Raw genomic sequence first — 12015 nt, 5'->3', positions numbered from 1 at the left:
TGGAGCAGCCCTGGGTCTTAACGGATGGAGATGTCCATTGATGGACACAATGCCTTGGTGAGCCTTGAGCGGGCTCGTAGTCGATGGCGATCGGTGTGGGTGGTGGGCGGCCTGTCTGGCCTGGCGCTTGCGCCGCTTGGCGTGGCCGCTCCGTTGCCGCCGCCCCCCAGCAACATGGAGGCTGTGGCCGATGCACAGTTGTTCCTTGAATTGGTGGTCAACCAGATGGACACCGGCCGGGTGGTCGCCGTGGATCAGCGTGCCGGCGGCCTGTTTGTGCCGGCGGCCACTTTGCGGGATATCGGCATGAAACTGCCGGCTGACATCACCAGCGAGGTCGCCCTGGACCACCTGCCCGGCCTGCACACCGATTACGACAGCCAGGGCCAGCGCCTGATGCTGACGGTACCGCCGGCATGGTTGCCGGCGCAGTTCATCGGCAATCGCGATAACTACCCGCGCACCCAGGCGCTCACCAGTTTTGGTGCGTTGCTCAACTACGATGCCTACTTGAATGACACCGACGATGCCGGGACTTACCTGGGTATCTTCAACGAAGTGCGGCTGTTCGACACGTGGGGCACGTTGTCCAATACCGGCCAGTACCGCACCACCTTTGGTGGCCAGACCGGCGGCAGCACCCTGGACAATGGCTACCGGCGCTATGACACCACCTGGCGCTTTTCCGACGATGAACGCCTGCTGACCTACGAGGCGGGCGACGTGATCAGCGGCGCGTTGCCGTGGAGCAGCTCTGTGCGCCTGGGCGGGGTGCAGGTGTCGCGGGACTTCGGCGTACGCCCGGACCTGGTGACTTACCCCTTGCCGCAGTTTGCCGGGGAGGCGGCGGTGCCGTCGTCGGTGGACCTGTTTATCAACGGCTACAAGTCCAGCAGTGCCGACCTGCAGCCGGGCCCTTATACCCTGACCAACGTGCCGTTTATCAACGGTGCCGGCGAAGCCGTGGTAGTCACCACCGATGCGTTGGGTCGGCAGGTTTCAACCACGGTGCCGTTCTACGTCACCAGTACGTTATTGCAAAAAGGCCTATCGGACTTTTCGGTTGCGGCCGGTCATTTACGCCGTGACTACACCCTTCGGGATTTTGGCTACGGCGCCGGAGTGGCCAGCGGCACGTTTCGTTACGGGGTATCGGACTACGTCACCCTGGAAAGCCATGCCGAAGCCGCAGGCGACCTGACCCTGGGCGGGCTCGGCGGCAACGTGCGGCTGGGCAACTTCGGGGTGCTCAACACGGCCCTCAGCCAAAGCCAGTTTGACGGCGAGACCGGCCAGCAACTGAGCGTCGGTTATCAATACAGCAACCAGCGCTACAGCCTGTCTTACCAACGGGTAGAGCGCCGCGACCAGTACGCCGACCTGACCCTGGTCGACACGCCTTATGCGAGCCTCAGCAAACGCAGCGAGCAGGTGACCCTGAGCCTGAACCTCAACGACTTCGGCAGCATCGGTGCCGGCTATTTTGATGTGCAGGCGGCCGATGACTCTCGCACCCGGCTGTTGAACCTGACGTGGAGCAAGCCGTTGTGGCGCAACACCAGTTTCTACCTGTCGGCCAACCGTGAGGTCGGTGACAGCAACTGGGCCATGCAGGCGCAGTTGGTGATTCCGTTCGACGTCTACGGCAGCCTGGCCCTGAGCAACGAGCGCAGCCAGGCGGGCGAGAGTCGTCAGCGGGTCAACTACAGCCGGGCGGTGCCGTCCGAGGGCGGCGTGGGTTACAACCTGGGGTATGCCAGCGGCGACGGGCCGGCTTATCGCCAGGCCGACCTGACCTGGCGCATGCAGTCGGTGCAATTGCAGGCGGGCGTCTATGGCAGCAGCGACGCCGAGACCCGCTGGGCGGATGCCAGCGGCTCGCTGGTGTGGATGGACAAGCAAGTATTCACGGCCAACCGGGTGAATGATGCCTTTGTGGTGGTGAGCACCGACGGTTATGCCGGGGTGCCGGTGCTTTATGAAAACCAGTTGGTGGGTGAAACCGATCGCAACGGGCATCTGCTGGTGCCGTGGAGCAGCGCTTATTACCGCGGCAAGTATGAAATCGACCCGCTGAACCTGCCGGTCACCGTGCAGACCCCGAATGTCGAGCAGCGGGTGGCGGTGCGTCGCGGCAGCGGCTACTTGCTGGAATTCCCGGTGCGCCGGGTGATCGCGGCCAGTATCACTCTTGTGGATACCCAGCATCAGGAGCTGCCCCTGGGCAGCCAGGTGCGCCACGAGCAAAGCGGGGCGCGGGCGGTGGTGGGCTGGGATGGCCTGGTGTACCTGGAGAACCTGGCGGCCCACAACACCTTGCAAGTCACCGTGGGTGAGGGCCGTACCTGCCAGGCAACGTTCGACCTGGATATCAACGCAGCACAGGTGCCGCTGATCGGGCCGCTGGTGTGCCAATGAGATAAGGAGTGTGGGTGTGCGGGGCAAGGAATGCATAGTGGGGCTGCTGGTGCTGGCGGGGCTGGGCTTTTCGACACAGGTGATGGCCGCGTGTTCGGTGCCGGGAACCACTTCGCCGGCCGGCTTTGGCTCGATCAGTTCGATGACGGTGCGCACCGCCCCCCAGACCAGTTCTACTACCAATGCCGGCTTGAGCTGTGGGGCCACGCTGATCTCTTTGCTGGCCGCCAATGATCACTTCTTTGCAACCATCACGTCGGCCACCAGCGGCATGGTCGGCCCCACCGGGGATATCATCAGCTATACGATCTACGGCAATAACAGCACCAGCTACCCGATCACTCGCGGTACCCAATTCGATTTCGGTGCCACCGGCATCGCCCAAAGCCTGGGGCTGGTATCCGGGCCGGGCACGAAAACCGTGCCGCTTTATCTGAGTTCGATCATCGGCAGCAATGTGGCGGCCGGCCTTTATACCGAGACATTGAGCATCGCCTGGAGCTGGAACTATTGCTCGGCCCTAGGGGTTGGCAGCCTCTGTGTGGTACGGGATATCGGCAGTGGCACGGCTTCCCTGACCGTCAGCATGACCGTGGCCAACGACTGCACAATCTCTGCGCCCAACATCGCCTTCGGCAGTGCGCCGGTGGTCAGTGGTTTTTCCAGCGTGAGCGGGCAGGCCACCATTGCCTGCACCAAGGGCAGCGCCTACACCGTGGGCATCAGCGATGGCCAGAACCCGGTGAGTGTGGGTGGGCAGCGGCGGATGGTTTCTGGCAGCAATTTCTTGAATTACGACATTTTCAAAAGCGCCACCACCACCCGTTGGGGCAGCGTGAGTACCGCCCGGCGCGCCAGTTCCACGGCTGAGGTGAATCCCGGAAATGGTCTGGGTACCGGTAGCCAGGTGTTCAACTACAACGCCGCGATCTATACCAACCAGACCACACCGCCGGCCGGCACCTACGTCGATAACGTGGTGCTGGATGTGGCCTTCTAGAACCGCATCGTCTGCTTGAGCATCTGCGTGGTCGACGGGTCTTGCGGGCTGACCATCGCATAGTTGTAGCCTGCGCCTGACCAGTATTCGGCCTGCAGCCCGTCGGCACTGCGGCTGCCACGGGGCAGGAATTTGTTTTCCGGACCTGGTGGACGGATATAGAAGCTGATGCGCCGCCCTTGCTGGTCTTCATACAGCACCATGGCCGCTGCACCCTGTTCGGTGCTGAGCAGGCGCCCGCTGACCGCCTTGAACCCGGCCTGACTCAGGTCAGGCAGGCGGTAGGCCTGGTTGAAATAACGGTCGAGCCAGCCTTGCATGTCGCCGCCGCTTTGCACGTGGTAGTCGGCGGGCAGGATGCCGTCCTGGGCGAACAGGCGGTAGGCCTGCATCGCATCGGTCATGGGCAAGAGGTTGTCGGCCAGGGTTGCCTGGCGGGCCTGCCAGCCGCCGAGGCCGCCGACACTGACGGCAATCAACAGCATGGCGGCCGTCGCGAGATGGCGGCGTGACTGGCGTTTGACCCGCTGGCGAATCAGGGCCGGGTCCAGTTCGGGGTTGGCCGGCTGTTGCAGCATGCCACTCAAGGACGCCCGCAGGTGCTGCGCGTCCTGTTGCCAGGCGTGCACCTGGGCGGCGACGTCCGGGTGGGCCGCCAGCCAGGTTTCAAGCTGGCGGCGGTCGGCGTCCAGCAATTGGTGATCGACGTAGGCATGCAAATCGCGTTCGCTGGGAGGCAGGCTGATCATTTGAGTATCCGCAGGGCAGGGCTGGTGATTTCGCCGTCGCTGAGCTGGCGCAGGGCCTGGCGCGCACGTGACAGACGAGACATCACGGTGCCCACGGGCACCTCAAGGATGTCGGCGACTTCTTTGTAGCTCAAGCCTTCCACCGAGACCCATAGCAGCAGGGCGCGCTGTTCGGTGTTCAATCGGTCGAAGGCTTGCAGGGTCGATTGCGCGATGACGGTGCGCTCGACCGACGGCTGCGAGTCATCGCGGCCGGTGAAGAATTCCAACATGCGCGTGTACCGCCGGGAACGTCGATGGGCGTCGAGGAACTGCCGGTAGAGGATCGAGAACAGCCAGGCGCGCAAGTCGCCTTCGAGGCGTTTGTCGGCCCAACTGATGATCGCGCGCTCAAGGCTTGCCTGCACCAGGTCGTCGGCGCTGCTGGTGTTACGCGTCAGGGACACGGCAAAACGCCGCAACCTGGGGATGAGTTCACGTAACTGTTCGTCGAGTTCGTGCATGGAGTTCTGGCTAGTCACTACGCTGGGACTAGGAAGACGTCCGGCGTTGAAGGTTATTCCAGGCCAATAAAAATAAACAGCAGGCCAGGGAATAGAGTGCGCTGGCGTTCGTCCCAAGTGTTCCGACCTTATGTTTCACCCACTCAAGGCCCCTGGCCCTGGAGTTATTTCATGGTAGATCACTCATCTCCGCCCCGTCCGCCGCTGAGCACCGCAAGCCTGATAATTCGGTTGGCCAGCATCGGCGTGGTGGTTGCGGTTGTGGCCGGGGCGTTTGCCTACGTCAACGGTAGCCTCGACCCACAGCGGTTGCGCCCCAAAACCTTGGTCAACGCCCTGGAAACCAACAACGGTTTGCACCCTGGCTACCGTCGCAACCATGCCAAGGGCGTGTGCGTGGCCGGTTATTTCGAGAGCAGCGCCGAGGCGCGCCAGTACTCCAGTGCCCAGGTATTCAGCGAGGCGCGCACCCCGGTCATCGGGCGTTTTGCGCTGCCCAGCGGCAACCCGTATGCGCCGGACAGCAGCGTGCCGATCCGCAGCTTTGCCTTGCAATTCAGCTTGGCCAACGGCCAGCAATGGCGCACCGGGATGAACAGCATGCCGGTGTTCCCGGTGGGCACGCCCGAGGCCTTCTTTGAGATGCTAAAGGCCGGCGCACCTGACCCGGCCACCGGCAAGCCGAACCCGGCAGCTATGCCGGCGTTCTTCGCTTCGCACCCCGAGACCGCGCCGTTCCTGGCCTGGGTCAAGACTGCCAAGCCGTCTGCCAGCTACGCCACCGAGACCTATAACGGCATCAACGCGTTTTACCTGGTAAACGCCAGCGGCCAACGCCAGGCCGTGCGCTGGGGCGTCGTGCCCCAAAGCCAGGATACTGCGGGGGCCACGGCGCCCGCCGGCAGCGATTTCCTCGAAAAAGACCTGACCCAGCGCCTGGTGGCCGGGCCGCTGCGTTGGCAGTTGAACCTGACCCTGGCCAACCCGGGAGACCCGGTGGATGACGCCAGCAAGACCTGGGCCGGCGAGCACAAGGTGCTGAATGCCGGGACCCTGGTGCTGGAAAGCAGCCAGCCGCAAATGGACGGTGATTGCCGCGACATCAACTTTGATCCACTGATCCTGCCGAGCGGTATCGAAGCCTCGAATGACCCACTGCTGGCCGCCCGTTCGGCGGCGTACGCCAGTTCTTACCTGCGTCGCACCAGCGAAGTCAGCCAGTTGCACAGCGCCCCTCAGGAGTCGAAGCCATGAATGCCCAACCCCGGTTTTTCGCCCCGCTGGCGCGCCTGCTGCACTGGCTGATGGCATTGATGATCATCGCCATGTTGTTTATCGGCGCGGGCATGGTGGCCTCGGTATCGGAACGCCATGAGTGGCTGATCCACCTGCACAAGCCGTTGGGGATTGCGATCCTGGCACTGGTGATCGTGCGCTTGGTGGTACGGTTTTCAACCCGTCAGCCACCGCTTCCGGCGGACTTGCCCCTGTGGCAAGCGTTGGCGGCCAAGGCCTCCCACGTGGTGCTGTATGCATTGATGCTGGTGTTGCCGCTGTTGGGTTGGGCAATGATTTCGGCGGCCGGTGATCCGGTGATGCTCAGCAGTTCGGTGCAATTGCCGGCGCTGGTGGGGGCGAATGCGCCGTTGTTTGCGGTGTTGCGCAAGGCTCACGGTTATCTGGCGTATTTGCTGTTTCTGACGGTGCTGTTGCACCTGGCGGCGGCGCTGTTCCACGGCTTGATCCGGCGTGACGGCGTGCTGCAGAGCATGACCGGGACCAAGGACTGAAACCTTGCCCGGCGACGGCTGCCGGGGTGCAGCCGTCGCCGGGGAGGGTGGATGCCTAACGCAGTACGCCGACGATATCCGCCACGCTGCTCAACACATCCTTGCCCAACTGCATCGAGCGTTTACCCGACCATCCAGTGTGCGGGTTGGGCGCGTCGTCGTTGTCCTTGAAGGGCATTTCCAGGGTCAGGGACAGGCAATCGAACTTCTCGCCGACGCTGTTGCACGCCAAGGTCATGTTGGCTTCGCCCGGCAGGTCGCGGGTGTAGCCGTGCACGGTCTGGAAGTCCCGGGTGAGGCCGCTCAAGTGGCTGCGGAAGTGCTTCTCCAACTGCTCGATGCGCGGCGTGTAGCCGGGGTTGCCTTCACAGCCGGCGGTGAACACGTAGGGGATTTCCTCGTCGCCGTGGATATCCAGGAACAGGTCAACGCCGTATTTTTCCATTTGCTGCTGGACGAACAGCACTTCGGGGCTGATCTCCTGGCTAGCGTTCTGCCAGGCGCGGTTGAGGTCCTGGCCCATGGCGTTGGTGCGCAGATGGCCATGGAAGGCACCATCGGGGTTCATGTTCGGCACCAGGTACAGGTCGGCGGCGGCCAGGAGCTTTTTCAGCTCGGCGTCACCGTCCTGCTGCAGGCGCTCGATGATGCCTTCCATAAACCATTCGGCCATGTGCTCGCCGGGATGCTGCTGGGCGATGATCCAGACCTTGCGCTTGTTGGTCTCGCCCTTGCCACGGCGCAGCAGTTGGATATCCCGGCCTTCGACACTTTTGCCGGTGGCCAGCAATTGCGTGCCAGCGCGGTTCAGCGCCTGGTCGATCAGCCAGTCGTGGCGTTCGCGGCTGTAGGGTTCGAAGTAGGCGAACCAGGCTTGTTTTTCGCGGGTTTCGAGGGTGATGTGCAGCGTCTCGCCATCAAAGCGGGTGGGCACTCGGAACCAGTTGATATGGTCGTAGGACGCCACGGCGTTGTAGCCGCTCCAGGCGTGTTTGTAGGAAGAATGGCCCGCGTTGCTCAGGCGGAACGTGTGGGTGTGCCCCACATGCATGCCTTCGGCCTTGAAGTGGAACCACTGGAAATGCTGGCTGCGCGTATCGGGTTTGATGGCCAGCAGCAACTGGTGGGCATCGCTGGCATCGAGTACCTGGATATTGCCGCTGTCGAAGTCGGTGCTGATCTTGATAGAGGTCAAGGCCACGGTCATAGTCTGGTTGCCTGAATATGAGTGTTGTGGCGGGCATTTTACACCGGAGCGGGGTAAAGCCTGGATGCAATTTTTGCAGGGGAAAGTGGGGGCGTCCTCCTTGACGCCGCAGCAGCTTAGAATCTATGAGATTGATTCTCAAGTGCTATTTTTGAAAGAACCGGCCTAGAGCGCTCGATCGACTTTCATTGGGCGATAGTCTTTTGCTACCATGCGCGCCATCAAGTAACACACAGTCTTCATTAGCCTGAAGCCATGCCAGGAAAAACTGGCAAAAAAAAGACCCGGCCAAAGAGCCGGGTCAAAAACCGTGATTAGCCTGATGAGGAGATATTCCAAGAGTCCGACCTAAGGTCTCTTGGTCTATCGACTGATCTCGCGATCAGCTGGGTCCAATAATAATCATTATCATTTGCAAGTCAAATGTTTTTATCCGCCTGATAGAAATATTTTTCCTTTGTGTCTGCTACATCCTGGCCGGGTGTTCGGTGTCCCTTGCCGAAAGACGCAGCGACCGCTCCACCATCACCTTCGCCATATCAATCAAATAGACCACTGAAAATGCCAGGTCCCGGCTATTGCCGTGGGCGCTGTTCGCCGATTCGTACGCGGTGGCCGCCGCGCTGCGCAGCAGGTCGGAAGCGTGGACCAGGGCTTCCTCGTCGCTGATGCCGGGCTTGGCCTCGAACAAGGTGTCGTCAACGGAAGGCGGCGTACCCTCCTCTTTCAGGTAATAGTCCAGCGCGCGTTGGGCGGCGCCACTGCTGCGCATGAACAGCAGCTCGTCTTCATCGCAGATTTCGGGCAGGGAATACGGGGTTGTCGTCATAAAGGTCGGTGCTCTGGGTGGATGTCGAAAGCCTGCAACCGATATTAGTACTAATCGTATTTATGGCGTTTTATTGATTACTACAAACTGTTTATTGTCGTTGGGAGTACACAACGTATTGTCAGGCCCCATGGATAAGTGGATAGCGTTGGTCAAGGCCAGCATGAAAGACCGCAAGGTCACTCAGGATCAACTGGCGTCGCGCCTGGGCATGTCCCAGGGCGGGGTCGGCCATTGGCTGAACAAGCGTCGGGTGCCGAGCCTGGCCGACATGAACCGGGTGATGCAGGAGCTGGGCCTGGATGACCTCGAGGTGGCGCTGGTGGTCCGCGAAAAAGCGGTTGCGCCAGTGGCGCAGGAGCTGGAGCCGGCGCCGCACTACAACCCGAATTACCGTTACCCGGTGAGCGAAGGGAAGGGAGGGTACCTATTGCAGGAAGAACCTCGGCGATACGGCGCTAGCCGTTTCCAGGTGAGCGACTACCACGCCCGTGGCAAGGCATTCTGGATGCGGGTGATTGGCGATGCCATGGCCGCCCCCAGCGGCTTGAGCATCACCGAGGGCATGATGGTTCTGGTGGACCCGGGCATCAGGCCCGAGCCCGGCAAACTGGTGGTGGCCCAATGGGCATTTAATCCCCAGGCGACCTTGCGCAAGCTGGTGAAGCAAAGCGGCCAGCTTTACCTGGTACCGCTCAACCCGACCTACCCGAAAATGCTCTTCAGCGAAGAATGCCGGATCATCGGCGTGGTGGTGCAGGCGGTCACGAGGTTTTAGCTCGCGGCTTCCAGCTCCACCAATGCGCTGCCTTCACCGACCATTTCCCCTTCCTGGCAGTACAGTGCCTTGACCACCCCGGCATGGGGCGCACGGATGCTGTGTTCCATCTTCATGGCTTCCAGCACCACCAACTGCATACCGGCTTCAACCGTTTGCCCAACCGCCACCAGCACCCGCACGATGCTGCCGTTCATCGGCGCGGTCAGGCCGCCCTGATGGGACTGGCTGGCGTCGACGGCGGCAATCGGGTCGAACAGGCTGATGCTGTGCACCTCGCCATCCCAGCGCAAAAACACAGTGCCACCCTCGCGTACCGCCAGATGGGAGCGGCGCACGCCTTGCTGGTCGATCAGCAATTGTTCGCCACGCACCTGTGGCGGGTTGACGCCGGCTTGCAGCGTTACCAGGCGATCCTGGCCGTTGCAGCTCAAATGCAGGGAAACCTCGGCCGGCAAACCGGCGCGAAAGCCGCGCGTGTCTGCCCAAGGCGAACTGGAATCACTGTTCGGTTGGGTCTGCATGAACGCCTGGCCGGCGGCCTGCCAGAACTCATCGCTCAACTCCCCTGGCACAGGTAGCAGCTCATCCTGATAACGCGGGATAAACCCGGTATCCAGCTCGGCAGCGGCAAACGCCGGATGGCCGATGATGCGTCGCAAGAAGCCCAGGTTGGTCTTCAGCCCGCCTACGGCAAACTCATCGAGCATGCCCAGCAGCCGCAGGCGTGCCTGCTCGCGGTCCTCGCCCCAGGCAATCAGCTTGCCCAGCATCGGGTCGTAGAACGGTGAGACGTTGTCGCCTTGTTCGACGCCGCTGTCCACCCGGCGCCCCGGCCCTGGCGTGGATTCGCGATACAACGCCAGGTGCCCGGTGGCCGGCAGGAAATCGTTGGCCGGGTCTTCGGCGTACAGGCGCACTTCAATCGCATGCCCCAGCAGCGGCACTTGCTCCTGGGTCATTGGCAGCGGCTCGCCCTGGGCCACGCGGATCTGCCAGGCCACCAGGTCCAGGCCGGTGATGGCTTCGGTCACCGGGTGTTCCACCTGCAGCCGGGTATTCATTTCCATGAAGAAAAACTCGCCCCGTGCGTCCAGCAGAAACTCCACGGTGCCCGCGCCCACGTAACCGATGGCCTGTGCGGCACGCACCGCTGCTTCGCCCATAGCCTTGCGTTGCTCGGCACTCAGGCCAGGCGCGGGAGCTTCTTCGACGACTTTTTGATGGCGGCGCTGGATCGAGCAATCGCGCTCATTCAGGTACAGGCAATGACCGTGCTGGTCGGCGAACACCTGGATTTCCACATGGCGTGGCTTGAGCAGGTATTTCTCCACCAGCATCTGCGCGTTGCCAAAGGAGGAAAGCGCTTCACGCTGTGCGGAGGCCAACGCTTCGGCCAACTGGCTGACGTCCTCGACCACTTTCATACCCTTGCCGCCACCGCCTGCCGTGGCCTTGAGCAGCACCGGGTAACCGATACGCTCGGCCGCCTGGCGAAAGGTCTCCAGGTCCTGGGCGTCGCCGTGGTAACCGGGTACCAGCGGCACGCCGGCGGTCTCCATCAACGCCTTGGCCGCAGATTTGCTGCCCATGGCATCAATGGCCGAGGCGGGCGGGCCGAGGAAGATCAGCCCGGCCGCTTCGATAGCACGGGCGAAACCGGCATTCTCGGAAAGAAACCCATAACCTGGGTGAATCGCCTGGGCGCCACTGGCTTGGGCCGCGGCGATCAATTTGTCGATTTGCAGGTAACTGTCGGCGGCCTTGCTGCCGCCCAGGTCCACACGAATATCCGCCTCGCGGGCATGTCGCGCGTCGCGGTCCGTGGCGCTGTGCACGGCCACGGTGGTCAAGCCCATGGCCTTGGCGGTGCGCATGACACGGCAAGCGATTTCACCGCGATTGGCCACCAATACAGTGGTAAGCGTCTTCATGAACGCGGCTCCTGAGGCTGCCAGTTGGGCGCGCGTTTTTGCAGAAAGGCGCGCAGGCCTTCCTGGCCTTCGGCGCTGACGCGGATCCGGGCGATGGAGTTTTCGCAATAGCGACGCAACGCTGGCGTCAGGGCGCCATGGCCGACTTCCCGTAGCAGGTCCTTGCTGGCGCGCATGGCCGCCGGGCTGTTGAGCAGCAGATTGGTAATCCACAATTCGACGTGTACGTCCAAATCATCGGCGGGATAACTTTCCGCCAGCAGCCCGATTTCCCGCGCCCGCTGACCGCCAAAGCGCTCCGCCGTGAGGGCATAGCGGCGGGCAGCCCGCTCACCGATCGCCTGCACCACGAACGGGCTGATCACCGCCGGCGCCAGGCCAATGCGTACTTCCGAGAGGCAGAACTGCGCATCATCGGCACCAATTGCCATGTCGCAGCAACTGATCAACCCGAGGGCACCGCCGTAGGCCGCGCCCTGAACCACTGCCAGCGTCGGGATCTTCAGCTTGGCGAGGTTGTACATCAGCTCCGCCAGTTCACGGGCATCGTCCAGGTTGGTGTGGTAATCCAGCTCGGCCGACTGCTGCATCCAGGCCAGGTCGGCACCGGCGCTGAAGTGTTTGCCGCGCCCACGCAGTACCAGGAAACGCAGGGCCGGGTCGCCTTGCACCTGGTCCAGGGCAATGATCAATTCGCGGATCATTTCGGCGTTGAACGCGTTGTTCTTGGCTTCACGACTGAGCCACAGGGTGGCAAAACCACGGGGGTCGGTGATCAGTTCGAGGGTGTTGAAATCGGTCATGGGG

11 protein-coding genes are annotated in these 12015 nt (G+C 62.3%); 5 read left to right on the top strand and 6 right to left on the bottom strand.

The features are described 5' to 3' along the window. The first annotated feature begins 24 nt into the window (after window positions 1–24). Window positions 25–2418 (top strand): fimbria/pilus outer membrane usher protein, encoded by a 2394-nt coding sequence (locus LIY45_RS11030; protein WP_226476328.1) that lies wholly within the window; start codon window positions 25–27, stop codon window positions 2416–2418. Window positions 2419–2455: 37 nt separating this feature from the next. Continuing rightward, complete coding sequence (locus LIY45_RS11025) at window positions 2456–3418, top strand: spore coat U domain-containing protein (RefSeq protein WP_226476327.1); 963 nt, start codon at window positions 2456–2458, stop codon at window positions 3416–3418. On the opposite strand, the gene LIY45_RS11020 is transcribed toward LIY45_RS11025, so the two are convergent. Together LIY45_RS11020 and LIY45_RS11015 are read right to left on the bottom strand one after the other, a co-directional pair. Beyond that, window positions 3415–4167: an anti-sigma factor gene (locus tag LIY45_RS11020; protein WP_226476326.1), complete on the bottom strand. Its 753-nt coding sequence runs from the start codon at window positions 4165–4167 to the stop codon at window positions 3415–3417. The two genes, LIY45_RS11025 and LIY45_RS11020, sit on opposite strands and share 4 nt — an antisense overlap. After that, a complete protein-coding gene (locus LIY45_RS11015; protein ID WP_226476325.1) occupies window positions 4164–4670 on the bottom strand; it encodes a sigma-70 family RNA polymerase sigma factor in 507 nt (168 codons plus the stop codon). Before LIY45_RS11015 ends, LIY45_RS11020 begins: the two co-directional genes overlap by 4 nt. Window positions 4671–4841: 171 nt before the next feature. Between LIY45_RS11015 and LIY45_RS11010 the strand changes: the two genes are divergently transcribed. Together LIY45_RS11010 and LIY45_RS11005 are read left to right on the top strand one after the other, a co-directional pair. Then, on the top strand, window positions 4842–5924 hold the full coding sequence (locus LIY45_RS11010) for a catalase family peroxidase (protein WP_226476324.1): 1083 nt from the start codon (window positions 4842–4844) through the stop codon (window positions 5922–5924). Next, window positions 5921–6460 carry a cytochrome b gene (locus tag LIY45_RS11005; RefSeq protein ID WP_010166924.1) on the top strand — a complete coding sequence of 180 codons (540 nt, stop codon included), beginning with the start codon at window positions 5921–5923 and terminating at the stop codon, window positions 6458–6460. The genes LIY45_RS11010 and LIY45_RS11005 overlap by 4 nt, the downstream gene beginning before the upstream one ends. A gap of 55 nt (window positions 6461–6515) precedes the next feature. Here the strand turns inward: LIY45_RS11005 and LIY45_RS11000 are convergent, their stop codons facing one another. Both LIY45_RS11000 and LIY45_RS10995 read right to left on the bottom strand, forming a co-directional pair. Then, window positions 6516–7667: a M14-type cytosolic carboxypeptidase gene (locus LIY45_RS11000; RefSeq protein ID WP_226476323.1), complete on the bottom strand. Its 1152-nt coding sequence runs from the start codon at window positions 7665–7667 to the stop codon at window positions 6516–6518. A 466-nt stretch (window positions 7668–8133) separates the two neighbouring features. Next, window positions 8134–8496 carry a DUF3077 domain-containing protein gene (locus LIY45_RS10995; RefSeq protein WP_226476322.1) on the bottom strand — a complete coding sequence of 121 codons (363 nt, stop codon included), beginning with the start codon at window positions 8494–8496 and terminating at the stop codon, window positions 8134–8136. 130 nt (window positions 8497–8626) lie between these two features. Here LIY45_RS10995 and LIY45_RS10990 point away from each other — a divergent pair, with 130 nt between their 5' ends. Next, on the top strand, window positions 8627–9274 hold the full coding sequence (locus tag LIY45_RS10990) for an XRE family transcriptional regulator (RefSeq protein ID WP_226476321.1): 648 nt from the start codon (window positions 8627–8629) through the stop codon (window positions 9272–9274). On the opposite strand, the gene LIY45_RS10985 is transcribed toward LIY45_RS10990, so the two are convergent. Continuing rightward, on the bottom strand, window positions 9271–11208 hold the full coding sequence (locus LIY45_RS10985; protein ID WP_226476320.1) for an acetyl/propionyl/methylcrotonyl-CoA carboxylase subunit alpha: 1938 nt from the start codon (window positions 11206–11208) through the stop codon (window positions 9271–9273). The two genes, LIY45_RS10990 and LIY45_RS10985, sit on opposite strands and share 4 nt — an antisense overlap. Continuing rightward, window positions 11205–12011 carry a gamma-carboxygeranoyl-CoA hydratase gene (locus LIY45_RS10980; protein ID WP_017476970.1) on the bottom strand — a complete coding sequence of 269 codons (807 nt, stop codon included), beginning with the start codon at window positions 12009–12011 and terminating at the stop codon, window positions 11205–11207. The genes LIY45_RS10985 and LIY45_RS10980 overlap by 4 nt, the downstream gene beginning before the upstream one ends. Window positions 12012–12015: the final 4 nt, after the last annotated feature.

This window comes from Pseudomonas sp. MWU16-30323 (genome assembly GCF_020515595.1).
GTDB lineage: Bacteria > Pseudomonadota > Gammaproteobacteria > Pseudomonadales > Pseudomonadaceae > Aquipseudomonas > Aquipseudomonas yamanorum.
Note: the sequence above shows the minus strand (reverse complement) of the source record. Positions and strands in the feature narration are given on the sequence as shown.